The organism is Streptomyces sp. NPDC058198, assembly GCF_042882605.1.
Lineage (GTDB): Bacteria > Actinomycetota > Actinomycetes > Streptomycetales > Streptomycetaceae > Streptomyces.
Map to the genome: position 1 here is coordinate 1 of NZ_JBHVVP010000015.1, position 24,054 is coordinate 24,054.

The 24,054-nt window shown below is 71.7% G+C and carries 19 protein-coding genes; 12 read left to right on the forward strand and 7 right to left on the reverse strand.

Annotation, left to right across the window (positions count from 1 at the left end; all coding sequences use genetic code 11):
- Nucleotides 1-172 precede the first annotated feature (172 nt).
- The 3 genes from ACFVWW_RS30720 to ACFVWW_RS30730 are packed head-to-tail and all read right to left on the reverse strand — an operon-like array spanning nucleotide 173 to nucleotide 3,703.
- Nucleotides 173-781 (reverse strand): TetR/AcrR family transcriptional regulator, encoded by a 609-nt coding sequence (locus ACFVWW_RS30720; protein ID WP_384192567.1) that lies wholly within the window; start codon nucleotides 779-781, stop codon nucleotides 173-175.
- A gap of 47 nt (nucleotides 782-828) precedes the next feature.
- Entirely contained in the window at nucleotides 829-2,916 is a 2,088-nt protein-coding gene (locus ACFVWW_RS30725; RefSeq protein ID WP_386877843.1) for a YhgE/Pip family protein, read from the reverse strand.
- Nucleotides 2,888-3,703, reverse strand: a complete 816-nt coding sequence (locus ACFVWW_RS30730; protein ID WP_386877842.1) for an ATP-binding cassette domain-containing protein — start codon at nucleotides 3,701-3,703, stop codon at nucleotides 2,888-2,890. Before ACFVWW_RS30730 ends, ACFVWW_RS30725 begins: the two co-directional genes overlap by 29 nt.
- Nucleotides 3,704-3,872: 169 nt before the next feature.
- On the opposite strand from ACFVWW_RS30730, the gene ACFVWW_RS30735 reads away from it, so the two are divergent.
- From ACFVWW_RS30735 to ACFVWW_RS30745, 3 genes are all read left to right on the forward strand, one after another.
- Nucleotides 3,873-4,412 (forward strand): SAV_6107 family HEPN domain-containing protein, encoded by a 540-nt coding sequence (locus tag ACFVWW_RS30735; protein WP_384192576.1) that lies wholly within the window; start codon nucleotides 3,873-3,875, stop codon nucleotides 4,410-4,412.
- Between the two features lie 162 nt (nucleotides 4,413-4,574).
- On the forward strand, nucleotides 4,575-5,291 hold the full coding sequence (locus ACFVWW_RS30740) for a class I SAM-dependent methyltransferase (protein WP_384192582.1): 717 nt from the start codon (nucleotides 4,575-4,577) through the stop codon (nucleotides 5,289-5,291).
- 363 nt (nucleotides 5,292-5,654) lie between these two features.
- On the forward strand, nucleotides 5,655-6,050 hold the full coding sequence (locus tag ACFVWW_RS30745) for a DUF3040 domain-containing protein (protein ID WP_384192579.1): 396 nt from the start codon (nucleotides 5,655-5,657) through the stop codon (nucleotides 6,048-6,050).
- A gap of 100 nt (nucleotides 6,051-6,150) precedes the next feature.
- Here ACFVWW_RS30745 and ACFVWW_RS30750 read toward each other — a convergent pair whose 3' ends face one another.
- The 4 genes from ACFVWW_RS30750 to ACFVWW_RS30765 all read right to left on the reverse strand — a co-directional run bounded on the left by ACFVWW_RS30750 (nucleotide 6,151) and on the right by ACFVWW_RS30765 (nucleotide 11,801).
- On the reverse strand, nucleotides 6,151-8,577 hold the full coding sequence (locus tag ACFVWW_RS30750; protein WP_386877841.1) for a DUF3488 and DUF4129 domain-containing transglutaminase family protein: 2,427 nt from the start codon (nucleotides 8,575-8,577) through the stop codon (nucleotides 6,151-6,153).
- The gene (locus ACFVWW_RS30755) at nucleotides 8,574-9,932 is read right to left on the reverse strand and encodes a DUF58 domain-containing protein (RefSeq protein WP_384193816.1); all 1,359 of its coding nucleotides are present in this window, start codon (nucleotides 9,930-9,932) and stop codon (nucleotides 8,574-8,576) included. Before ACFVWW_RS30755 ends, ACFVWW_RS30750 begins: the two co-directional genes overlap by 4 nt.
- On the reverse strand, nucleotides 9,932-10,972 hold the full coding sequence (locus ACFVWW_RS30760) for an AAA family ATPase (RefSeq protein WP_386877840.1): 1,041 nt from the start codon (nucleotides 10,970-10,972) through the stop codon (nucleotides 9,932-9,934). Before ACFVWW_RS30760 ends, ACFVWW_RS30755 begins: the two co-directional genes overlap by 1 nt.
- A 199-nt stretch (nucleotides 10,973-11,171) precedes the next feature.
- Entirely contained in the window at nucleotides 11,172-11,801 is a 630-nt protein-coding gene (locus tag ACFVWW_RS30765) for a beta-class carbonic anhydrase (protein WP_384193821.1), read from the reverse strand.
- A gap of 437 nt (nucleotides 11,802-12,238) precedes the next feature.
- Here ACFVWW_RS30765 and rsmH point away from each other — a divergent pair, with 437 nt between their 5' ends.
- The 9 genes from rsmH to murG all read left to right on the forward strand — a co-directional run bounded on the left by rsmH (nucleotide 12,239) and on the right by murG (nucleotide 24,047).
- Entirely contained in the window at nucleotides 12,239-13,195 is a 957-nt protein-coding gene (rsmH, locus tag ACFVWW_RS30770; protein ID WP_384193824.1) for a 16S rRNA (cytosine(1402)-N(4))-methyltransferase RsmH, read from the forward strand.
- Nucleotides 13,192-13,755 (forward strand): hypothetical protein, encoded by a 564-nt coding sequence (locus ACFVWW_RS30775; protein ID WP_386877839.1) that lies wholly within the window; start codon nucleotides 13,192-13,194, stop codon nucleotides 13,753-13,755. The genes rsmH and ACFVWW_RS30775 overlap by 4 nt, the downstream gene beginning before the upstream one ends.
- 4 nt (nucleotides 13,756-13,759) lie before the next feature.
- Nucleotides 13,760-15,709 (forward strand): peptidoglycan D,D-transpeptidase FtsI family protein, encoded by a 1,950-nt coding sequence (locus ACFVWW_RS30780; RefSeq protein WP_386877838.1) that lies wholly within the window; start codon nucleotides 13,760-13,762, stop codon nucleotides 15,707-15,709.
- A 17-nt stretch (nucleotides 15,710-15,726) separates the two neighbouring features.
- Entirely contained in the window at nucleotides 15,727-17,445 is a 1,719-nt protein-coding gene (locus ACFVWW_RS30785; protein ID WP_386877837.1) for a UDP-N-acetylmuramoyl-L-alanyl-D-glutamate--2,6-diaminopimelate ligase, read from the forward strand.
- A 4-nt stretch (nucleotides 17,446-17,449) separates the two neighbouring features.
- Nucleotides 17,450-18,880: a UDP-N-acetylmuramoyl-tripeptide--D-alanyl-D-alanine ligase gene (gene murF / locus ACFVWW_RS30790; protein ID WP_384193367.1), complete on the forward strand. Its 1,431-nt coding sequence runs from the start codon at nucleotides 17,450-17,452 to the stop codon at nucleotides 18,878-18,880.
- Complete coding sequence (mraY, locus tag ACFVWW_RS30795) at nucleotides 18,877-19,947, forward strand: phospho-N-acetylmuramoyl-pentapeptide-transferase (RefSeq protein WP_384193364.1); 1,071 nt, start codon at nucleotides 18,877-18,879, stop codon at nucleotides 19,945-19,947. The genes murF and mraY overlap by 4 nt, the downstream gene beginning before the upstream one ends.
- Complete coding sequence (gene murD / locus ACFVWW_RS30800; RefSeq protein ID WP_384193361.1) at nucleotides 19,944-21,353, forward strand: UDP-N-acetylmuramoyl-L-alanine--D-glutamate ligase; 1,410 nt, start codon at nucleotides 19,944-19,946, stop codon at nucleotides 21,351-21,353. Before mraY ends, murD begins: the two co-directional genes overlap by 4 nt.
- 105 nt (nucleotides 21,354-21,458) lie before the next feature.
- On the forward strand, nucleotides 21,459-22,946 hold the full coding sequence (ftsW, locus tag ACFVWW_RS30805) for a putative lipid II flippase FtsW (RefSeq protein ID WP_384193358.1): 1,488 nt from the start codon (nucleotides 21,459-21,461) through the stop codon (nucleotides 22,944-22,946).
- Nucleotides 22,947-22,952: 6 nt separating this feature from the next.
- On the forward strand, nucleotides 22,953-24,047 hold the full coding sequence (gene murG, locus ACFVWW_RS30810; RefSeq protein ID WP_384193355.1) for an undecaprenyldiphospho-muramoylpentapeptide beta-N-acetylglucosaminyltransferase: 1,095 nt from the start codon (nucleotides 22,953-22,955) through the stop codon (nucleotides 24,045-24,047).
- Nucleotides 24,048-24,054 lie beyond the last annotated feature (7 nt).

Below are 24,054 nucleotides of genomic sequence, written 5' to 3' on the forward strand. Positions count from 1 at the left end.
TGCGACTCCGCCTCCGGCGTTGTCGTCAGTCGACGACGCTCCGCGTCGCCTCCCTCCTCCGCCTTGGATTCGAAGCCGCATGACGCCGCTCGCTGATCCACTGGCTATCGTGCACCAGGTCGTTAGCGTCCGCAGGTTCCGTCGGCCGCCCGCCCCCTGGCCGTTCGCTCCCTCACCGTCCGCCGACCCGTCCGTGCAGCAGCCGCGAGAGCGCCGCGTGCACCTCGTCGATCGACCGCTCCGGCTGGAACGCCTGCCAGTCCAGGGCCGCCACCAGCACCATCCCGACCAGCGCCGCCGCCGTCAGCGGGATGTCGATCTCCTCGCTCAGCTCACCGCCCTCGACGGCCTCCCTGAGCACCGTCTCGACCACGGCGACCGCCTGCTGACGCACCACCAGCAGGGTCGACTGCCAGGCCCGGTTGGTGCGCCACAGCTCGGCGACGTACAGCTGGGTGAAGGCCGGATAGCGGTCGATGAAGGCCAGACCGGCCCTGATCATCGCGTCCAGCGCCTCGACCTTGCTGCCGCCGCGCTCCGCCGTTTCGTCGGCGGCGGTCTGCAGGGACGCGGTGAGCAACCCGACGCCGTGCCGCAGCAGCTCCTCGAACAGCTCCGTCTTGCTCTTGAAGTTGTAGTAGACGGTGCCCTTGGCGACCCCGGCGCGCTCGGCGATCTCGTCCACCGTTGTCGCCGAGAAGCCCTGCTCCGCGATGAGCGTCACGGCGGCCTCGTAGAGCTTCTGCCGGGTGGCCTGGCGGCGGGTGCTGCTGCTGTCCATGGCGACGATTCTCACAGGTCCGGCCCTCCCGGGTCCGCCGGGACCGCTCACAGGCTCAGCTCGGGGTGGAGCCGGTCGAAGGTCCACACCTGCTTGCGCCGCGCCGACACGGCGGTCAGCGCCAGCGCGCCGGCGGTGAACGCCGTGAGGACGGCGCAGGCCTGCCAGACCGGTCCGAGCCCGCCGCCCGTGATGAGTCTGCGCAGCGCGTCGACCACGTAACTCATCGGCAGATACGGGTGGATGGCGCCGAAGAACCCCGGACTGGTCTGTACGGGATAGGTGCCTCCCGCCGAGGTCAGCTGGAGCATCAGCAGCGCCAGTACGAGAATCCGGCCCGCCGCTCCGAACCGGGCGCCCAGCCACTGCACGATCGCGGCGAAGCAGCAGGTGACCAGCACCAGGAAGCCGACCGTCCCGGCGGCGTGCGCCATCTCCAGGCCGATCGCCCAGTGCAGTACGGAGAGCAGCGCGCCGACCTGCAGCAGACCGATCGCGGCGACCGGCAGCCAGCCGGCCAGGGCGATGCGCCGGGCGGCGGCGCCGGCGGCCAGCGCGCGCCGGTTCAGCGGCTGGATCAGCATGTAGGCCACCATCGCGCCGACCCAGAGGGAGAGCGGGATGAAGTACGGGGCGAAGCCGGTGCCGTAGTTGGGCGCCGGGTGCAGCGACCGGGACGCGAGCTGGACGGGGTCGGCCATCACGTCCGTCCGCCGGTCCCGGTCGCTCTTGTCGTAGTCGGGGATCCTGCCGACGCCGTCGTTGAGTCCTCCGGCCAGTTCGGCCGAGCCGTCGGCGAGTGTGAAGATCCCTCCGTCGAGCGTGCTCGCCCCGGTCGTGAGCTTGCCGACGCCGGTGTCGAGGGTGGCGGAGCCCTTCTTGGCGTCGGTGAGCCCGGTGTGCAGCCGGTCCGCGCCCTTGGCGACCTTCTGGGCGCCGGTGTTGAGCGCGTTGATCTTGGTGACGGCGGCTTCCAGGTCCTCGTCCAGTCGCGGGGCGCGCTCGGCCAGCGCCTCCGCCTGCTTCTGGAGCGTGGCGAGATGGCCGTCCAGCTCCGTCAGCTCGCCGTTGTTGTTCTTCACCAGGGCGTTGACGTCGTCGGCGACCCCGGCCACATCGGCGGCGGCGTCCTTGGCCCGCTCCAGCGGCGGGCAGGCGGCGGGGTCCGGTTCGGGAAGGTCCTCGCAGCGCTCCCGGTAGACGGTGGTCAGCTCGGTGGAGGCCCGGTGGGCGCCGGCCGCAGCGGCGGGCGCGGCCTTCACGAGCAGGCCGAGGTTGTCCCGTATCGCCTGTGAGGAGTCCGCGACCAGCCGCGCCGAACCGGCGATCGTCTTCCCGTTGTCCTTGAGGTACGGACGGACGTCGGCCGCCACCCCGTTGACCTTGTCGGCGAGCGACTGGGTTCCGTCGGCGACCTGTTGGGCGCCGGTGTCCAGGTCGCCCGCGCCCCGGTTGAGCTTCTTCAGCCCGCCGGCCAGCTCGCCGCTGCCCTCCTTGGCGGTCTTCAGCCCGGCCACGAGGTCCTTGGACCCCTTCTTGGCCTTCCCGATACCGCCGTTGAGCCGGTCGGCGCCCCGGGCGGCCTTCTCGGTGGCGTCATGGATGTCCGAGAAGGAGATGAAGATCTTGTCGAGGAAGGAGCGGGAGGCGTTCGTCGACGCGGCGGTCCGCACCTCGGAGAACACGGTCCGGGAGATCTGGCCGACGATGTAGTTGTTGGCGTCGTTCGTACGCACCTGGAGCGCGCCGGTCTCGGGCACGTCGCCGGAACTGGAGGCGATCCGCCGGCTGAGGTCGGCGGGCATGGTCAGGGAGAGGTAGTACGAGCCGTTCTCCACGCCCGCGCGGGCCTCGGCCGCGCTCACTTCGTGCCAGTCGAAGACCTCGCTGTCGCGCAGACCACGGGTGATCTCGTCGCCGGCCGTGATCTTCTGTCCCCCGGCGGTGGCGCCCCGGTCGTCGTTGACGAGCGCGACGGGTATCCGGTCGAGCCGGCCGTACGGATCCCAGAAGGACCAGAGATAGAGCGCGCCGTAGAGCAACGGCAGCAGCGTGATCGCGACGAGCGCGGCGCGCGGCAGCCTTCCCCTGCCGAACCGCTTCAGCTCAAGCGCGGCGAGTCTCGGCGAGCGCATCGGCTGCACCCTCCTCGGTCTGTGTGGTGGTCTTCGCGGTGCCGTCCGTGGTGTGCTCCGCGGGCTTCCCGGCGCGCTCGTCCGTACGGATGACGGTGTCCGCGTCCTCGGACGCCTGGCTGCACACGGCGAGCACGGTCGTGCCGCCGTCGGCGACGGACCGCAGCAGCCTCCAGGCCTCGGCGCGGTCGGCGTCGGAGAGTTTGAGGTCCAGATCGTCGACGGCCAGCAGCCGTGGCCGGCCGATCAGCGCGAGGGCCACCGAGAGGCGCAGCGCCTCCAGCCGCTCCAGGTCGCGCACCGAGGTGCGCTCGCCCTTCGGCAGGGTGGCCGTGTCGAGTCCCGCCGCCGCCAGTGCGGCGTCGATCCGGCCGCGTGCCTCGGCGGCCCGCTCGGCGCGTGGCCGCAGCAGGGCCCGCAGGCGTCCGCCGAACCGCCGCTGGAGCAGGGCGCGTTCGCGCAGATGCTCGGCGAGGGTCAGGGCCGGATCGAGATCGCTGACGCCGGGGACCGGGCCGAGGGCGCTGATCCGGCGTACGGCGGCCATGCCGCGCGGCAGCGGCAGACCGCCGACGTCGGCGCGGCCCTCGGTGGGGCGCATCCGGCCGGTGAGCGCGAGGAGCAGACAGGTACGGCCGGAGCCCGAGGGGCCTTCGATCGCGACGACCGTGCCGGGCCCGGCATGGACCCGGACATGGCGGAACGCCCAGCCACGCGGGCCCTTGAGCCCGAAGTCCTCCGCGGTGACGGCCGCGGCGCCGTCCCGGCCGTCGACTTGGTTGTCCACGTGCCCTCACCCTCACCACTGTCGGATTTTTGTACTGACCAGTCAGTGCAAAAACTACTCCGAACGTGCGAGCGAAGCAAAGCCGCAGGTCAGGGCCGATTGTCAGTGGGGCCCTTCAGGATGGACACATACGGCCACAGCGCCGTCACACGACGACAGGAGGTTCGTCATGGCCAGCTCGCACGCCGGTGCCGCGCACCGGCGCCCTACTGGCGGCCCTGCCCCCTCACTGACCGGACCGCCGAGCGATGTCCACCCCGTCCTGCGGCGGGCCACGGCGCCGCCCGCCGCCCTCGATCTGCTCGCCCAGGCCCGCGGCGGACTCGACGAGGCCGCCGCCCTGGACACTCCGAACGAGCGCTACGCCACCGCCCATCTCGCCGCCCTGCGCACCGCCGCCGCGGTGCTGGCGGCCCGCGGCCGCCCGGAGACCACCACACAGCGGCGCAGGCGCATCAGAAGCGCCTGGGAGGTCCTCCCCGAGATCGCGCCCGAGCTGTCCGAATGGAGCGCCCTCTTCGCCTCGGGCGCCACACGCAGGGCGCGCGCCGAGGCGGGCATACGGGGCGCGGCCGGCCACCGCGACGCCGACGATCTGCTGCGCGACGCGGCCCTGTTCCTGCGCCTGGTGGAACGGCTGCTGGCGCTCGACCCGGCGCTGCCCCGGCCCAGGTCCGACGAGCCACGCCGGGGCGATGCCGCTGGGTGACCGGGACGGACGGCCGAGGCAATAGGGTGGGCGGAACCTGCACCGTTCACGCCCCGCCACCAGGGGCGGCACCGCGCCGAGGAGTCAACTGCCGTGTCGGACCCATCCCCCGCCTTCGGTGGGGAGACGTCATCGCGCCCCCGCGGCTCCCTCCGTACCGCCGTGGTCTGGGAGGTCCTCAAGGACGCGCTCGACCGCCGGGCCAAGGTGGCGGGGACGGACACCCTGGATGTGCTCGACACCGGCGGGGGCACGGGCAACTTCGCGGTGCCCGTCGCCCGTCTGGGGCACCGGGTGACGGTGGTCGACCCCAGTCCGAACGCGCTCTTCGCGCTGGAGCGCCGGGCGGCGGAGGCGGGCGTCGCCGAGCGGGTCCGTGGCGTGCAGGGAGACATCCACGGTCTCTTCGACGTGGTCGAGCGCGGCGGCTTCGACGCCGTGCTGTGCCATGGCGTCCTGGAGTACGTGGACGACCCGGCCGAGGGCGTGCGGAACGCCGTCGAGGCGCTCCGCCCGGCCGGGGCGCTCAGCCTGCTCGCCGCGGGCCTGGGCGGCGCCGTGCTGGCCAGGGCGCTGGCCGGCCACTTCAACGAGGCCAGGCAGGCGCTGACCGACCCGGCGGGACGCTGGGGCGAGGGCGACCCGGTGCCCAGGCGTTTCAGCGCGGAGCAGCTCACCGACCTGGTCGGCGCGGCCGGTCTGCGGGTCGGGGCCGTGCACGGCGTACGGGTCTTCTCCGACCTGGTCCCCGGCGGCCTGGTGGACACCCAGCCGGGGGCGCTGGACGCCCTGCTGAAGCTGGAGGCGGCGGCCGCCGAGCTGCCCGCGTTCCACTCCGTCGCCACCCAGCTGCATGTCCTGGGCGAGAAGCGCGGCTGACCGCGTGCGGCCGGCCGCCGCTCGGGACATGCTCAGGAAACGCTCGGGAAGCGATCCGGAAGCCGTCCGGAGGCCCTCGGAAGGCCGCCAGGAGCGCTGATCGCGTGGCTGATCAGCGACGTAGCCGCGCATGGAGTGCGCCACAGGCCCCCCAGCGGAGCGCTCGGCGCCGTATGATCGGGGTACACCATCCGGCATGACGGATCGAAGGTTGGGGAATCAACGCCTCAGCGGCCGAGCCGACATGGCGGCCCGGAATAGCGAAATGGCGTTGAGGGCGGGTTTCACGGGGGCGATTCCCTGCCTATCCTTGAAGGGGCCGCATACCGGTCGCCCCCCGCGACCGACGACTAGGAGGACTCCGTGCCGCTCTCGGAGCACGAGCAGCGAATGCTCGAGCAAATGGAGCGAGCGCTGTACGCCGAAGATCCCAAGTTCGCGACAGCGCTTGAGGGAAGCGGGCTGCGTACATACACCCGGCGACGGGTCTATCAGGCGGTCGCCGGCTTCCTGGTAGGTATCGCGCTCCTCATGGCCGGAATGGTCGCCCAGCAGATCTGGATCAGCGTGGTGGGGTTCCTCGTCATGCTGGGCTGTGCGGTCCTGGCGGTCACCGGCTGGCGCAAGGCGCCCAAACCGGGCGAGCAACACGCGACGGGCGGCAGTACGGCCGACCGACGACATCCCAGGCCACGTCGCTCGATGATGAACCGGATCGAGCAGCGGTGGCAGCGCCGCCGTGACGAACAGGGCCAGTAAGGCCCTGAGGTTCTCAGATCGAGCCAGTTGAGCCAGTACGGCTGAGGGGCGAACGCGCGACGCGTTCGCCCCTCAGCCGTCTGCCCTCGGCCCTCCGCCGTCAGCCGCGCTGCCGGGAGGGGAGCAGGCGGGTCACGGCCGTCCACCGGAGGAGGTCCGGACGGCTTTCCCAGCGGGCCGCGAGCGCCGCCCAGCGCTCCGAGGCGGCCCATATCACCCGTTTGGACGAGCGCGGGGCGAGAAGTGCGCGCAGACGGATCCACTCGCCGGCCGAGACTCCCAGTCCCTCCCGGACCCGCCGGGCGTCATCGGCGAGACCCGTCGCGGGCCGTGGATCCGGCGCGTACAGCACCTGCTCCACCGCGCCGGCCACCCGGTGCACCGCCTCGGCCGGCGGTCCCGCGAGCCGGCCCAGCCGCACGATCCTGGCCGCCGCCTTCCGGGGCGTCTGCGAATCGTCCGGCAGGATGCCGTGATCCCAGGCCGTATCGGTGATTTCTCGCCAGGCTCCGAGCGTCCGCGCCGTGGTATCCGCCGGCGCACGTCCACCGGAGCCCAGCCGCTGGGCCCGGATCCAGATCCGCCACAGCAGGGGCAGCGACAGCAGCAGGGCCGCCGCCAGCACGCCCAGGAGGACCCAGAGCACCGTCTTCCACGGGAAGCCCCCGTCCGCCGGGGGCAGCGCCCCGTCGGCCGTGGCCGCGTCGCACTCACCCAGCCGCCGTTCCTGTGCCGGGCAGCTGTCCGAGACGGACGGCGCCGAGGACGGTGCGGCCGAGGTGCTGGCGTCGGGCTGCGCCGCGTCGCTCGGCCCGTCGGACGGCGCCTCCGGCAGGGTGTAGGAGGGCGCGCTGCCCCGGCTCGGGGTCGGTTCGAACCGCGTCCACCCGACCCCTTCGAAGTACAGCTCGGGCCAGGCGTGCGCGTCCCGCAGCCCGACGGACATGCTGCCGTCCGCCTGCGGGGTGCCCGGGGTGAAGCCCACCGCGACCCGCGCCGGAATGCCCAGCGTGCGGGCCATCGCGGCCATCGTGAAGGAGAAGTGGACGCAGAAGCCTTCCTTGTCCTTCAGGAAGTTGGTGATCGCCATGACCCCGGTGCCCGAGTTCACCTGGGTGTCATACGTGAAATCGCCGTCCACCGCGAACCAGTCCTGCAGCTTGACGGCCTTCTCGTAGTTGCTCGTCGCCCCCGCCGTGATGTCCAGCGCGGTCGACTTCACCACGTCCGGCAGGATCGCCGGAACCTGGGTGTATTCACGCTGAATGGCGGACGGGGGAGCGGGCGCCGAGGCCAGCTGCTCCCTGGTCGGGTTCACCAGCAGACTGCCGACCTCGTACTGCGCGCCCCGCGTCGACTGCCCGCGGTCGCCCACCAGCGTCCGGCCCGTGGGCTCGAAGCGCCAGCGTCCGTCGATCTTCACATTGGTCGCCGGATAGGGCATCGGCAGATAGTTCTGCCGGTACCAGCCGGCGGCCGAGATGGCGGTCGTGATCTCGGTGGTGCCGACATCGCCGTCCAGACCCGGCACCCCGGGCAGCCGGTCGGGGACGTCCTCCACATTGCGCTGCGAGAACCGCCAGGACGCCCCGTCGAACTTGTCCAGCGACATGATCCGCAGATACAAGTTCTGGGTGTTCTCCGCGTTGGTCTTGTAGCGCAGCGCCTCGCGGTCCTCCGGCTGGTTCAGATTGTCCTGGAGCGAGACCAGCGGGTTCACCGCGGAAATGGTGCCCCCGCCGCCCACCCCCGAGCCTTTCCCGTTCCCCGTGCCGCCCAGCAGTCCGCCGTCCAGGGCGGGCAGCGCCGCCGGCACCGCCAGCGCTATCCCCAGCGCCACCACACCGATCCGGCGGCCGGTACGGACCGGGGCGAGCGCGGAGCCGCCCGCCGAGTCCAGACCGCCCGAGACCCGGCCCTGCGTGCGCGGCGCGCCGCCGAACACCCGGCCCCACTGGGAGAGCCGGTCCCGGCTCTCGGCCAGCAGCAAGAGCAGATAGCCGGCGGCCGCGACCAGGAACCACAGCCCGCCCCCGGCCCCGCCGGAGAGCCCCGCGGCGACCGAGTACAGCGCGAGCAGCGGCAGCCCGGCCGGGGCCGCGCTGCGGAAGGTCACCGCGAGCGCGTCCACCGCGAGCCCGATGACCAGCACGCCGCCGATCAGCATCAGCCTGATGCCGTCGGTCGGCGGCGCCGGGATCGAATACCGTCCGACGTCCTCGCCGCCCGCCGTCAGGAGCCGGCCGAACTGCTCGAAGACCTCGGGCGTCGGGACGATGCCGAGGAACGCCTGATCGCCGGCGAAGACCACCGTGAGCATCAGCAGGGCAGCGACGGCCTGGAGCGCCACCGTCAGCGCCCGCGCCAGCGGAACCCGCCGGGCCAGCGCCCCCACCCCGCCCATGACCGCCACCATGATCGCGGCGTGCACCAGCCAGGCGTCCGGCTTGACCAGCGGGATCAGAGCGCCCGCCGCCATCAGCGTGGCGGCGAAGGAGCACAGCGCCAGCCTTCCACGACCGCTCATGACCATCCTCCGGAGAAGCCTGTCGAACCGCCCGCGACGGCCGATTCGGAGCGCTGCCGCGCGGCCTGCCGCCACAGGTCGGGCAGCGCCGCCCCCGAGGTCACGGGGAGGGCCGTCCAGCCGGCCTCCCGCAGCTGCCGCAGCCGCGCCTCGGCGCGGTCGCCGGGCTCGCCGCCCTGCGCCCACCCGTCGCTGTCGAGCACGAAGGCGACGGCGGCGCCGCTGCGCAGCCGCATCCTTGCCGCCACGGCGGCCTGTGCCTCGTCCAGATCACCGAAGAAGGCCACCAGCAGCCCTTCGGTGCCGCCGCGCAGTACGTCGTACGCACGGGAGAGGCCCGCCCCGTCGGAGTGGTCGACGACCGCGAGGGTGTCCATCATCAGTCCGGCCGAGTCGGCGGAGTCCTGGGTCGCCCCGGCGAAGCCCTCGGCCCCCGCGCCGGGCACCGAACTGCCCGTGTCCGTCAACAGCCGTACCGCGAAGCCCCGTTCCAGCATGTGCACCAGCGCGGAGGCCGCGCCCGACACCGCCCATTCGAACGCCGAGTCCGGGCCAGCGCCTTCGTAGGCGAGCTGCCGGGTGTCCAGCAGCACCGTGCACCTGGCCCGCTGCGGCTGCTCCTCGCGGCGCACCATCAGCTCGCCGTAGCGGGCCGTGGAGCGCCAGTGCACCCGGCGCAGATCGTCGCCGTGCCGGTAGCCGCGCGGGATCACATCGTCCTCGCCGGCCAGCGACAGCGAGCGCTGCCGTCCGTCCCCGTATCCCGAGGACTCGCCCGCGAGCCGCACCGGCGGCAGCGGTTCGGTGCGCGGGATGACGGTCAGGGTGTCGTACGCGCTGAACGAGCGGGTCAGCTCACACATCCCGAAGGGGTCGTTCAGCCGCAGCTGGAGCGGTCCGAGCGGATAGCGCCCGCGCAGATCCGACCGGACCCGGTACGACACCTCGCGGCGGCCGCCCGGCTCCACCCGGTCCAGTACGAACCGGGGGCGCGGGCCGAGCACGTACGGCACATGGTCCTGGAGCATCAGCAGACCGGTGGGCATACGCGTCACGTTGTCCATCCGCAGATGCACCCGCGCCTCGGACCCCGCGGGCACCCGGGAGGGCGACAGCCGCCTGCTGCCCGCGACCCGGTAGCGCGTGCGGTACAGGACCGCCACACAGATCAGCGGCAGCACGGCGAGCAGGAACCCGACCCGCAGCAGATCGGACTGGCCCAGGACAAAGGCGCAGACAGCCGCCGCGACCCCGGCGGCGAGGAACGACCGGCCGCGGGTGGTCAGTCCGGACAGCGCGGCCCGCAGCCCGCCCCCGTCCTCGCCGTCCGGGGTGACCGGCCCCCCGGCTGCCATCACAGCCGCCGTGCGCCGGGCTGCTGGCCGTAGATCCGGGCGCCGGGCGCCGGACGTCCCGCACCGTGGCCGCCGTCCGCGGTGGGCACGGGGATGCGCTGCAGGATCTCCAGCACGACCTGCTCGGCGGTACGCCGGTTCAGCTGTGCCTGGGCCGTGGGCAGCAGACGGTGCGCCAGCACCGCCACCGCCAGGGCCTGCACATCGTCGGGCAGTGCGTACTCCCGCCCGCTCAGCGCGGCGGAGGCCTTGGCGGCGCGCAGCAGATGGAGCGTCGCGCGCGGCGACGCCCCGAGTCTGAGATCCGGGTGGTTACGGGTCGCCCCGACCAGTTCGACGGCGTACCGCCGTACGGAATCGGCGACATGGACCGTGCGCACCGCGTCGATCAGCTTCACGATGTCGTGCGCGTGGGCCACCGGCTGGAGGTCGTCCAGCGGCGAGATCCCGCCATGAACGTCCAGCATCTGCAGCTCGGCCTCCGGGCTCGGGTAGCCGATCGACACCCGGGCCATGAAGCGGTCGCGCTGCGCCTCGGGCAGCGGATACGTGCCCTCCATCTCCACGGGGTTCTGCGTGGCCACCACCATGAAGGGGCTGGGCAGTTCGTAGGTCTGCCCGTCGATGGTGACCTGGCGCTCCTCCATCGACTCCAGCAGCGCGGACTGGGTCTTGGGCGAGGCGCGGTTGATCTCGTCGCCGATCACGATCTGGGCGAAGATCGCGCCCGGTTTGAACTCGAAGTCCCGCCGCTGCTGGTCGTAGATCGACACCCCGGTGATGTCGGACGGCAGCAGGTCGGGGGTGAACTGAATACGCCGCACCGAACAGTCGATGGAGCGCGCGAGCGCTTTGGCCAGCATGGTCTTGCCCACGCCGGGGACATCCTCGATCAGAAGATGTCCCTCGGCGAGCAGCACGGTCAGCGAAAGCCGTACGACCTCAGGCTTGCCCTCGATCACACCCTCCACCGATGTGCGGACACGCTCCGCTGTGGTGGTCAGATCAGTGAGGCTCGCTCGATCGTCATAGGTCGTCACCCGGCCCTCCTCGGCCCTTACTACGGGCCGATGCTCATCAGACGGCCCGGCCCACCCCGAAACACGGACACCGCCTCCGGAAGGTTCCGGAACGCTGTCACAGACGCATTCTTGTTGCCGTTACCGCTTCGTGTCACTCGCCTGTGGATAAGTGGGTACGGTAAGTCGGATTTGCCGTTTTTCTTGTCCGGCCTCGCCCTCAGCCGGCCGGGTCGATCTCCCTCAACAGGCCCGTCTTCACGTCGAACACGAACCCGCGTATGTCATCCGTGTGCGGCAGGAAGGGTGAGGTCCTGATGCGCTGCATCGACTGCCGTACATCCTGGTCGACGTCGCGGAACGCCTCCACGGCCCAGGCGGGCCGCTGTCCGACCTCCATCTCCAGTTCGTGCCGGAATTCCTCGGTGAGGCTTTCCAGGCCGCAGCCGGTGTGATGAATGAGGACGACGCTGCGAGTGCCCAGCGCCCGCTGGCTGATGGTGAGGGAGCGGATGACGTCGTCGGTGACCACGCCGCCCGCGTTGCGAATGGTATGGCAGTCACCGAGGGAAAGCCCCAGGGCGTCGTGCAGGTCGAGCCTGGCGTCCATGCAGGCGACGACGGCGACCTGCAGCACGGGTCGCGCGTCCATCCCCGGGTCGCCGAACCCGGCGGCGTAGCGGTGGTTTGCCTCGATGAGCCGGTCGGTGACCGTCCCGCCGGTGCGGGCCGCACCGGCGGGAGCCCCGGCGGGCTCTGCGGGGAAGTGTGCGGAAGTCGACATACCTATGACGGTAATGGTCACGTGACGGTGAAGCCTGCTGTGGGACAGGACAAAGAACATCAACATGGCTTGTTGTGAGCTAACCCACAGGGGCGAATGGGTGTCGTCCGAACGGGCGAACTGTGCTGTTTATGACCCTCTGACGAGTGACCCGTGCGACGCGCTGGCCGGTTGATTGACCGCAAGGGCCTGTGGACTAAAGTGACGCGAAGTTCACGGACACCTCGCGAACACATCCCGATTTCCCCGCGTGTGCGGCGTACGTGCGGCTCGGCCTCCTCCCGCTCGCCGGTCGGCCGACGCCCCTTTCCGGCGCCGGCGGACCACCTCCCCTTCTGAGCGGGCGGGGACCAGGCAGTACGTACGGCCGCGCCGGACCTGAGAGGGCGCATGAGCGAGCGCAGCGAGCGAGTCATGGAAAGCCGTGCGCCCGCGGAACGCCGTCCCGAGCCCTGCGGCTGTGCCGAGCCCGGCGGCCGCCCCGACCTCCGTGAGGGGCGCGCATGAACGACGTCCGCCATGTCCCTGTGATGCTCCAGCGGTGCCTGGACCTGCTGGCCCCCGCCCTCGCCGAGCCGGGAGCGGTCGTCGTCGACTGCACCCTCGGCCTCGGCGGGCACAGCGAGGCACTGCTCGCCACGTTCCCCTCCGTACGGCTGGTCGCGCTCGACCGGGACAAGGAGGCGCTGCGGCTCTCCGGTGAGCGGCTCGCCCCGTTCGGCGACCGGGCCACCCTCGTGCACGCCGTGTACGACGAGCTGCCCGAGGTCCTCGCCCGGCTGGGGATCCCCCGGGTCCAGGGCGTCCTGTTCGACCTCGGTGTCTCCTCCATGCAGCTCGACGAGACGGACCGCGGCTTCGCCTACGCCCAGGACTCCCCGCTCGACATGCGGATGGACCAGACGGCCGGGGTCAGCGCCGCCGAGGTCCTCAACACCTATCCGCCCGGCGAACTGGTGCGGATCCTGCGCGCGTACGGCGAGGAGAAGCAGGCCAAGCGGATCGTCTCCGCGGTCGTCAAGGAGCGCGAGAAGGAGCCCTTCACCTACAGCGCCCGGCTCGTCGAGCTGATCCGCGACGCCCTGCCGCAGGCCGCCAAGCGCACCGGGGGCAACCCCGCCAAGCGCACCTTCCAGGCCCTGCGCATCGAGGTCAACGGCGAGCTGTCCGTCCTGGAGCAGGCGATCCCCGCGGCCGTGAAGACCCTCGCCGTCGGCGGCCGGATGGCCGTCCTCTCGTACCACTCGCTGGAAGACCGGCTGGTCAAGCAGGTCTTCGCGGCGGGCGCCGCCAACACCGCGCCGCCCGGCCTGCCCGTCGTCCCCGAGCGCTATCAGCCCCGCCTCACCCTGCTCACCCGCGGCGCCGAGCTCCCCACGGAGGAAGAGGTCGCCGAGAACCGCCGCGCGGCCCCCGCCCGGCTGCGGGGGGCGCAGCGGATCCGGGAGGACGTTCTGTGAGCGGACCGGCCAAGCAGTTGAAGGGGCGGGCCGCCCGGCTCGCCCGGCTGATGCCCTCCGGGGCCAGCTCGGCGGCCCGCACGCCCTTCGTCCTGCTGGTCGTGCTGCTCCTAGGCGGCGGCCTGATCACCCTGCTGCTGCTGAACTCCTCCCTCAACGAGGGCTCGTTCCAGCTGAGCGAGCTCAAGAAGCGGACCACCGACCTCACCGACCAGGAGCAGGCGCTCCAGCGGGACGTGGACGACCTCTCCGCGCCGTACGCCCTGGAGCGCCGGGCCCGCCGGCTCGGCATGGTGCCCGGCGGCAGCCCCGCCTTCCTCAACCCCGACGGTACGGTCAGCGGCTCCCCGCACGAGGCCGAGGCGCTGCCCCCCGTACAGCCGTCGGTCATGGGGGCGGCGCCGCCCGCGGCGCGCTGGCCCGCGCCCGTCCTGCCGGTTCCGGTGTCGCCCCCGGCCTCCCGCCCGGCCGGTGCTCCGGTGCCCGCCTCGCCTTCCGTCTCCCCGTCCGCCTCCGCACAGACATCCGGCAAGCCGGCCCCGACGACCTCCGGCAGGTGACGCAGTGCCCCCCAAGGAACCACCGCGCCGCCGGGTGCCGGGCCCCGCGCGCCCCGGCAACGGCGGACGCGCCCGGCCCGCCGCCCGCCGCCCGGCCTCGGCGCCGCGTGGAGCGCGCCGGATCCGGCTGGGCAGCCCCCGCCCCCGGCTGCGGCTGGTCAGCCTCGGCCTGACGCTCGTCATGCTGGCGTTCGTCGTCCGGCTGCTCCAGGTGCAGGCCGTCGACGCGAGCGCGTACGCCGCCAAGGCGGAGAAGAACCGGTATCTCAGCCACAAGATCGCGGCGGAGCGCGGAGAGATCACCGACCGCTCCGGGATCGCCCTCGCCGACAGCGTCGACGCGTACGACATCACCGCCGACCCGCTGATGTTCACCCCCGGCACCAGCAAGGCCCCGGACGCCGCCGAGCAGGCGGCCGCGCTGCTCTCCCCGATCCTCGGGGTGGACGGCGGTGCCCTGGTGAAGAAGCTCACGGTCCCCAAGTCGCGCTACACGGTGCTGGCCCGCCGCCAGACCCCGCAGGTGTGGAACCAGATCAAGGACCTCAGGGGAGTGCTGGCCGCGAAGGCGGCCAAGGACAAGGCGGCCGGCGGCCCGGGCGTCAATGTGCTGGCCGGTGTCTTCCAGGAGCCCAGCAGCAAACGGGTGTACCCCAACGGTGAGCTCGCCGCGGGGATACTGGGGTACGTCAACGCCGCCGGGCGCGGCGCCGGCGGTGTGGAGTCCATGCTCGACGAGGAGCTGGCGGGCAAGGACGGCGAGGTCACGTACGCGCAGTCCGGTGGCCGCCGCGTCCCCACCGCGAGCTCGCGGGAGAAGCCCGCGGTGCCCGGCTCCGACATCGAGCTGACCATCGACCGGGACATCCAGTGGGCCGCCCAGCAGGCCATCGCGGACCAGGTGCGGGCGTCGCAGGCGGACCGCGGCTATGTGATGGTCCAGAACACCAGGACCGGCGAGGTCCTCGCGATGGCCAACGCCCCGGGCTTCGACCCCAACGACCTCTCCGAGGCCAACGCGGCCTCCATGGGCAACGCGGCGCTCCAGGACGTGTACGAACCGGGCTCCACCAGCAAGGTGATGTCCATGGCCGCCGTACTGGAGGAGAAGGCCGCCACCCCCGGCACCCATGTCGTCGTGCCCAACCGGCTGCACCGCGGCGACCGGCTCTTCAAGGACGACATCGACCACCCCACCTGGTACCTGACGCTCAACGGCGTCCTCGCCAAGTCCAGCAACATCGGCACCATCCTGGCGTCCGGCCAGCTCGGCAAGACCCAGCCCGAGGCCAACAGCGTCCTCCACTCGTATCTGAGCAAATTCGGCATCGGCCGCCCGACCGGTCTCGGCTTCCCCGGCGAGACGCAGGGCATCCTCGCCAAGCCGCAGGACTGGTCCACCTCGCAGCAGTACACGATCCCGTTCGGCCAGGGCCTCTCCCTCAACGCGATGCAGGCCGCCTCGGTCTACTCGACCATCGCCAACGGCGGCGTACGGATCGAACCCACGCTGATCCGCGGTACGAAGGGCCCCGACGGGCGCTTCACCGCGGCGCCTGCCCCCAAGAAGACCCGCGTGGTCAGCGAGAAGACCGCGAAGACCGTCGCCGCCATGCTGGAGTCGGTGGTCGGCAACGAGGAGGGTACGGGCACCAAGGCCCGCATCCCCGGCTACCGCGTCGCGGGCAAGACAGGTACGGCCAACCGGGTCGACCCCGAGCTGGGCCGCTACAAGGGGTACACCGCCTCCTTCGCGGGCTTCGCGCCCGCCGACGCCCCGCAGATCACCGTCTACTGCGCCATCCAGAACCCCACCAAGGGCAGTTACTTCGGCGGACAGATCTGCGGACCCATCTACAAGAAGGTCATGGAGTTCGCTCTCAAGACGCTGCAGGTCGCTCCGACCGGCAGTGAACCCGCCCGGCTGCCGGTCACCTTCAAACCCGGCGAGTGACCCCAGGGAAAGACCCAGTGACAACGATCACCCCCGATTCCGGGAACCACCGTGACCCCGCCGCGCACGAGCCCCCCTCACGTGGCTCGCGGCCCGCAGAGCCCGGTACGCTCACCGCCGTGCCACACGCTGATCAGTACAGAACCACCCCTGAGGACGCCCCTGTGAACCAGCCTGGGACGCCCCGTCCGGACCGGGTACGCCCGACCTCCCTCGCGGAGCTGGCCGCCCGGCTGGGCGCCGAGGCCCCGGGGGAGGGGGAGGGTACGGGCCCCGGAGAAGCGACCGGCATCACGCACGACTCGCGGGCGGTACGCCCCGGGGACGTGTACGCCGCTCTGCCCGGCGCCCGCTTCCACGGCGCCGACTTCGCCGCCCAGGCGGCGGACCTCGGCGCGGCCGCGATCCTCACCGACCCGGCGGGCGTCGACCGGGCCACGGCCACCGGACTGCCGGTCCTCGTCGTCCCCGACCCGCGGGGGCGTATGGGAGAGCTCGCCGCGGAGATCTACGGCCGCCCCGGCGCCGATCTGCTCCAGATCGGCATCACCGGCACCTCGGGCAAGACCACCACGGCGTATCTCGTCGAGGGCGGGCTGCGCGGAGCGGGCCACCGTACCGGCCTGATCGGCACCGTGGAGATGCGGATCGGGGACGAGCGCATCAAGTCGGAGCGCACCACTCCGGAAGCCACCGACCTACAGGCCCTCTTCGCCGTCATGCGGGAGCGCGGCGTCGAGTCGGTCGCCATGGAGGTCTCCAGCCACGCCCTGGTGCTCGGCCGGGTCGACGGCTGTGTGTTCGACGTGGCCGTCTTCAACAACCTCAGCCCGGAGCACATGGAGTTCCACTCCGGCATGGAGGACTACTTCCAGGCGAAGGCGCAGCTGTTCACCCCGCTGCGTTCCAGGACCGGCGTCGTGAACCTCGACGACCCGTACGGCCGCCGCCTCGTCGACGAGGCGACCGTCCCGGTCACCACCTTCTCCGCCGAGGGCCATCCGGACGCCGACTGGCGCGCCGAGGACGTCGAGGTCGGCTCGCACGGGTCCACGTTCACCGTGGTCGGTCCCAAGGGCGAGCGGGTCAGCGCCGAGGCGCCGCTGCCTGGGCCGTTCAACGTCGCCAACACCCTGGCCGCGGTCGTCACCCTGGCCGTGGCCGGGATCGACCCGCAGACCGCCGCCGACGGCATCGCGGCGGTCCCCGGGGTACCGGGGAGGCTGGAGCGCGTGGATGCGGGCCAGCCCTATCTCGCCGTCGTCGACTACGCCCACAAGACGGACGCCGTCGAATCGGTCCTGCGCTCCCTGCGCAAGGTCACCCGGGGCAAGGTGCACATCGTCCTCGGCTGCGGTGGCGACCGCGACGAGACCAAGCGCGGGCCGATGGGCGCGGCCGCCGCCCGGCTCGCCGACACCGCCGTACTGACCTCGGACAACCCCCGTTCCGAGGACCCGCTCGCGATCCTCGCCGCGATGCTCGCCGGCGCCGCCGAGGTGCCGATCCACGAGCGCGGCGACGTCCTGGTGGAGGCCGACCGCGCCTCCGCCATCGCCACCGTCGTCTCCCGCGCCCGGGCCGACGACACCGTGCTGATCGCCGGCAAGGGCCATGAGCAGGGCCAGGACATCGCCGGAGTGGTACGGGCCTTCGACGACCGCCAGGTCCTGCGCGAGGCCATCGAGCGCTCCCTCCGTCACGAGCCCCGTCACGAGAACAACAGTCAGGGATGACCCAGTGATCGCCCTCTCTCTCGCCGAGATCGCCGCCATCGTCGGCGGGCAGCCGCACGACATACCGGATCAGTCCGTCCGGGTCACCGGACCCGTCGTCATCGACTCCCGCACGGTGGAGAGCGGCAGTCTCTTCGCCGCCTTCGCCGGCGAGCGCGTCGACGGGCACGACTACGCGGTGACCGCCGTCCAGGCGGGCGCGGTGGCCGTGCTGGCCACCCGCCCCGTCGGCGTGCCCGCCATCGTGGTCGACGATGTCGTACAGGCCCTCGGTGCCCTCGCGCGCACCGTCGTCGAACGCCTCGGCGCCACCGCCGTCGCGCTCACCGGCTCGGCCGGCAAGACCAGCACCAAGGATCTGATCGCCCAGCTGCTCCAGCGCAGCGGACCCACGGTCTGGCCGGCCGGGAATCTCAACAACGAGATCGGTCTGCCGCTGACCGCGCTGCGTGCCGTCGAGGACACCCGCTACCTCGTCCTCGAAATGGGCGCGCGCTACATCGGCGACATCCGCTACCTCACCGGACTCGTCCCGCCCAGGATCGGCCTCGTACTGAACGTCGGCACCGCCCACATCGGGGAGTTCGGCGGCCGCGAGCAGATCGCCCAGGCCAAGGGCGAAATGGTGGAGTCCCTGCCGTCGGCGGACGAGGGCGGCGTCGCCGTGCTCAACGCCGACGACCCCCTCGTCCGCGCGATGGCATCGCGCACGAAGGCCCGTACCGTCCTCTTCGGAGAGTCAGACGAAGCAGACGTACGGGCAGAGAACGTCCGCCTCACCGAGACCGGACAGCCCGCTTTCCGGCTTCGGACACCCTCCGGGTGCAGCGACGTGATGCTGCGGCTGTACGGTGAGCACCACGTGTCGAACGCGCTCGCCGCGGCCGCCGTCGCCTATGAGTTGGGCATGTCCGTCGACGAGATCGCCGTGGCGCTCTCCGAGGCGGGAACCCTCTCCCGCTGGCGTATGGAGGTCACCGAGCGCTCGGACGGCGTGACGATCGTCAACGACGCCTACAACGCGAACCCCGAATCCATGAGAGCGGCGCTCCGTGCGCTGGCCGCCATGGGTGGTGCCTCACGGGCCACGGGGGGCCGTACGTGGGCGGTGCTCGGCCCGATGGCCGAGCTGGGTGACGATTCGCTCGCCGAGCACGACGCGGTCGGACGGCTAGCCGTCCGGCTCAACGTCAGCAAGCTCGTGGCAGTCGGGGGCAGGGAAGCGTCCTGGCTGCAACTGGGCGCTTACAACGAGGGTTCGTGGGGTGAGGAGTCGGTGCACGTGTCCGACGCGCAGGCGGCGGTCGACCTGTTGCGCAGTGAACTGCGTCCGGGAGACGTCGTGCTGGTGAAGGCTTCCAGGTCGGTCGGTCTCGAGCGGGTCGCCCAGGCACTGCTCGGGAACGCCAGCGAGGGCGAGGTCGCCGGCCGATGAGGCAGATCCTCTTCGCGGGAGCCATCGGGCTCTTCCTGACCCTGATCGGCACTCCGCTGCTGATCAAGCTCCTGGCCCGCAAGGGATACGGGCAGTTTATCCGGGACGACGGCCCGCGCAGCCATGGCAGCAAGAAGGGCACGCCCACCATGGGCGGCATCGCCTTCATCCTGGCCACGCTGATCGCCTACGCCCTGGCGAAGGTGATCACCGGCGAGGACCCGACGTTCTCGGGTGTGCTGGTCCTGTTCCTGATGGCCGGCATGGGGCTCGTCGGGTTCCTCGACGACTACATCAAGATCGTGAAGCAGCGGTCGCTGGGCCTGCGGGCCAAGGCCAAGATGGCGGGCCAGCTGATCGTCGGTATCGCCTTCGCGGTGCTGTCGCTCCAGTTCGCCGACTACCGCGGCAACACCCCCGCCTCCACCAAGCTGTCGTTCGTCACGGACTTCGGCTGGTCGATCGGCCCGGTGCTGTTCGTGGTCTGGGCGCTGTTCATGATTCTCGCGATGTCCAACGGCGTGAACCTGACGGACGGTCTGGACGGCCTCGCCACCGGCGCCTCGGTGATGGTCTTCGGCGCGTACACCTTCATCGGCCTGTGGCAGTTCCAGGAGTCCTGCGCCAACGCGGGAACCCTGACCAACCCCAACGCCTGTTTCGAGGTACGTGATCCACTCGACCTGGCGGTCGTCGCCTCGGCGCTGATGGGCGCCTGCTTCGGCTTCCTGTGGTGGAACACCTCGCCCGCCAAGATCTTCATGGGCGACACCGGTTCGCTCGCGCTGGGCGGCGCCCTCGCCGGACTGGCGATCTGCTCCCGTACGGAGTTCCTGCTGGCCCTCCTCGGCGGCCTCTTCGTCCTGATCACCATGTCCGTGGTGATCCAGGTCGGCTCGTTCCGGATGACCGGCAAGCGCGTCTTCCGGATGGCACCGCTCCAGCACCACTTCGAACTCAAGGGGTGGTCGGAGGTCCTGGTGGTGGTCCGTTTCTGGATCATCCAGGGCATGTGCGTGATCGTGGGTCTGGGGCTCTTCTACGCGGGCTGGGCGGCCGAGAAGTGAACTGGCACGGCAAGCGGGTCACCGTCGCGGGTCTCGGGGTCTCCGGGATCCCGGCGGCCCGGGTGCTGCGTGAGCTCGGTGCCGAGGTCACCGTCGTCAATGACGGCGACGACGAACGGGCCCGCGCGCAGGCCGCCGAGCTGGAGAAGCTGGGGATCACCGTGCGCCTCGGCGACGGAGCGACCCTGCCCGCGGCGACCGAGCTGATCGTCACCGCTCCCGGCTGGCGGCCGGACAAGCCGCTCTTCACGGCCGCCGCGGCGGCCGGGGTGGAGATCTGGGGCGATGTCGAGCTGGCCTGGCGGCTGCGCGGCCCCGGTGCGGCCCCCTGGCTCGCGGTCACCGGCACCAACGGCAAGACCACGACCGTCAGGATGCTCGCCTCGATCCTGGCGGCGGCGGGGCTGCGTACGGCCGCCGTCGGCAACATCGGCGTCTCGCTGCTGGACGCCGTCACCGGCGAGGAGACGTACGACGTCCTCGCCGTCGAGCTGTCCAGCTACCAGCTGCACTGGGCGCCGAGCCTGCGCGCCCACTCCGCGGCCGTCCTCAACCTCGCCCCCGACCATCTGGACTGGCACGGCTCCATGGAGGCGTACGTCGCCGACAAGGGCCGTATCTACGAGGGCAACAGCGTCGCCTGCGTCTACAACGCGGCCGACCCGGCCACCGAGGACCTGGTGCGCGCCGCCGACGTCGAGGAGGGCTGCCGGGCGATCGGCTTCACCCTCGCCACCCCGGGACCGTCCCAACTCGGAGTCGTGGACGGCATCCTGGTCGACCGCGCCTTTGTCGAGAACCGCCGCGAGCAGGCCCAGGAGCTCGCCCAGATCTCCGATGTGAACCCGCCGGTCCCGCACAACATCGCCAACGCCCTCGCGGCGGCGGCCCTGGCCCGCGCCTTCGGCGTCGAGCCCGCGGCCGTACGCGACGGGCTGCGCGCCTTCCGCCCCGACCCGCACCGGATCGAGCAGGTCGCGGACATCGGCGGCGTCACCTACATCGACGACTCCAAGGCCACCAACACCCATGCCGCGGAGGCGTCCCTGGCGGCCTACGACCCGATCGTCTGGATCGCGGGCGGCCTCGCCAAGGGCGCGACGTTCGACGAGCTCGTCGCCGCGTCGGCGCGGCGGCTGCGCGGCGCGGTCCTGATCGGCGCCGACCGGGCGCTGATCCGGGAAGCCCTCGCGCGACACGCCCCCGAAGTCCCGGTCGTGGACCTCGACCGGACCGACACTGGGGCGATGTCGGCGGCGGTCCGCGAAGCGGCACGGCTCGCGCAGCCGGGGGACACGGTACTGATGGCCCCCGCCTGTGCCTCGATGGACATGTTCGCCAACTACAACAAGCGAGGCGAGGCGTTCGCGGACGCGGTACGCGCACTCGCCGCCGAGCACGTCTGACCGGGCCCGGCCTCCGTGCCGTGCTGACCGCGACACCGGCGGTTCTCGCCGCAGGCCCCGGATCCCCGGCAGCCGCGCCAGGCATGACTGGAGGGGACAGCGACGATGCCGGCCGACGACACCGCGGGACGGGCCCGGCGGCCCCTGGTACGCCGCTGGGGCCCGGCGGGCACGCCTGCCGTCGCGGGAGCGCCCGGTGCGGACTCAGGACCTGACGGGGGCGCGGACGCGGCAGCGGCGTGCGGGACCGTGCGCGGCCGTGGGCTCGCGCTGCGTGGCCGGGCCGCCGGCGCCGCCGTACGCCGCCCGCCCGCCCGCGGCAGGGGCGGCGGGACCGGCGCTCCCCGCCGGCCCCGCGGCGCGGGACCACGGCGGTTCTACGAGCAGGCACGCCGCGCCTGGGACCGGCCCCTCACCGCGTACTACGTGATCCTCGGCAGCGGTCTGCTGATCACCGTGCTCGGCCTGGTGATGGTCTACTCCGCCTCGATGATCTACGCCTTGCAGCTGTCACTGCCGGGCACGTACTTCTTCCGCAAGCAGTTCGTCGCGGTGGTCCTCGGCACCGGTCTGCTGCTGCTCGCCTCCAGGATGCCGATCAAGCTCCACCGCGCGTTCTCCTACCCGCTGCTGGTCGGCTCGGTCTTCCTGATGGTGCTCGTCCAGATCCCCGGGATAGGGCGTTCCGTCAACGGCAACCAGAACTGGATCTATCTGGGCGGCCCGTTCCAGCTCCAGCCCAGTGAGTTCGGCAAACTGGCGCTGATCCTGTGGGGGGCCGACCTGCTCGCCCGCAAGCAGGACAGGCGGCTGCTGACCCAGTGGAAGCATCTGCTGGTGCCGCTCGTCCCGGTCGCCTTCATGCTGCTCGGGCTGATCATGCTCGGCGGCGACATGGGTACGGCGATCATTCTCACCGCCATCCTCTTCGGGCTGCTCTGGCTGGCGGGAGCGCCCACCCGGCTGTTCGGCGGGGTGCTCGGCGTCGCCGCCCTGGTCGGCTTCATGCTCATCAAGACCAGCGCGAACCGGCTGTCCAGGTTCTCCTGCGTCGGCGCGATCGATCTGGGCCCTGAGGGACAGTGCTGGCAGGCGGTGCACGGAATCTATGCTCTCGCCTCCGGCGGATGGTTCGGTTCCGGCCTCGGCGCGAGTGTGGAAAAGTGGGGCCAACTGCCCGAACCGCACACCGACTTCATTTTCGCCATCACCGGGGAGGAACTGGGTCTGGCGGGGACGCTGTCGGTGCTCGCACTGTTCGCGGCTCTAGGCTATGCGGGTATCCGCGTGGCCGGACGCACGGAGGATCCCTTCGTGAGGTACGCCGCGGGAGGTGTGACCACCTGGATCACGGTGCAGGCCGTGGTCAACATCGGTGCGGTGCTCGGCCTGCTGCCGATCGCCGGAGTCCCGCTCCCGCTGTTCTCCTACGGAGGGTCGGCCCTGCTGCCGACCATGTTCGCTATCGGGCTGCTGATCGCGTTCGCGCGAGAGGATCCCGCCGCGAAAGCGGCCCTGGCCATGAGACGGCCCGGGGTGAGATGGAAGACGATGAGACGGCGCGTCAAGAAGCGTCCGTCCGGAGAGCGGTGAATTTCGGTGCATGTCGTACTCGCCGGTGGGGGGACCGCCGGCCACATCGAGCCGGCGCTCGCCCTCGCGGACGCCCTGCGCAGGCAGGACCCCACCGTGGGGATCACGGCCCTCGGCACGGAACGCGGCCTGGAGACCAGGCTCGTACCCGAGCGGGGGTACGAGCTGGGACTGATCCCGGCCGTACCGCTGCCGCGCAAGCCCACACCCGAGCTGATCACCGTCCCCGGACGGCTGCGCGGCACCATCAAGGCCGCCGAGCAGATCCTGGAACGCACCAAGGCGGACTGCGTCGTGGGCTTCGGCGGCTATGTCGCCCTGCCCGGCTATCTCGCCGCCAAGCGGCTCGGGGTGCCGATCATCGTCCATGAGGCCAACGCCAGGCCCGGCCTCGCCAACAAGATCGGCTCGCGGTACGCGGCCGGGGTGGCGGTCTCCACTCCGGACAGCAAGCTGCGGGGCGCCCGCTACATCGGTATCCCGCTGCGCCGCACCATCGCCACCCTGGACCGGGCCCGGGTCCGTCCGGAGGCGCGGGCCGCGTTCGGGCTCGACCCGAACCTGCCGACCCTGCTCGTCTCCGGCGGTTCGCAGGGCGCGCGCCGGCTCAACGAGGTGGTGCAGCAGGTCGCCCCGATGCTCCAGCGCTCCGGAATCCAGATCCTGCACGCGGTCGGTCCCAAGAATGAGATGCCGCGCGTGGACAACATGCCCGGAATGCCGCCCTACATCCCGGTACCGTACGTGGACCGGATGGACCTCGCGTACGCCGCGGCGGACATGATGCTCTGCCGCGCGGGCGCGATGACCGTCGCCGAACTCTCCGCCGTCGGGCTTCCCGCCGCGTATGTCCCGCTGCCGATCGGCAACGGCGAACAGCGGCTCAACGCCCAGCCGGTGGTGAAGGCCGGCGGCGGACTGCTGGTCGACGACGCCGAACTCACGCCCCAGTGGGTGCAGAGTCATGTGCTTCCGGTGCTCGCCGATCCGCACCGGCTGTACGAGATGTCCCGCGCGGCCGCCGAGTTCGGCCGCAGGGACGCCGATGAGCTGCTGGTCGGCATGGTGTACGAGGCGATCGCAGCACGCCGCAAGGCGTAGGGAGGCA

What these genes read in the sequence shown, in the direction of transcription:
- mraY (WP_384193364.1), top strand. Translation starts at nt 18,877, where the DNA reads ATGAGGCAGATCCTCTTCGCGGGAGCCATCGGGCTCTTCCTGACCCTG.
- rsmH (WP_384193824.1), top strand. Translation starts at nt 12,239, where the DNA reads ATGAACGACGTCCGCCATGTCCCTGTGATGCTCCAGCGGTGCCTGGAC.
- ACFVWW_RS30720 (WP_384192567.1), bottom strand. Translation starts at nt 781, where the DNA reads ATGGACAGCAGCAGCACCCGCCGCCAGGCCACCCGGCAGAAGCTCTAC.
- ACFVWW_RS30735 (WP_384192576.1), top strand. Translation starts at nt 3,873, where the DNA reads ATGGCCAGCTCGCACGCCGGTGCCGCGCACCGGCGCCCTACTGGCGGC.
- ftsW (WP_384193358.1), top strand. Translation starts at nt 21,459, where the DNA reads ATGCCGGCCGACGACACCGCGGGACGGGCCCGGCGGCCCCTGGTACGC.
- ACFVWW_RS30725 (WP_386877843.1), bottom strand. Translation starts at nt 2,916, where the DNA reads ATGCGCTCGCCGAGACTCGCCGCGCTTGAGCTGAAGCGGTTCGGCAGG.
- ACFVWW_RS30750 (WP_386877841.1), bottom strand. Translation starts at nt 8,577, where the DNA reads ATGAGCGGTCGTGGAAGGCTGGCGCTGTGCTCCTTCGCCGCCACGCTG.
- ACFVWW_RS30755 (WP_384193816.1), bottom strand. Translation starts at nt 9,932, where the DNA reads ATGGCAGCCGGGGGGCCGGTCACCCCGGACGGCGAGGACGGGGGCGGG.
- ACFVWW_RS30765 (WP_384193821.1), bottom strand. Translation starts at nt 11,801, where the DNA reads ATGTTGATGTTCTTTGTCCTGTCCCACAGCAGGCTTCACCGTCACGTG.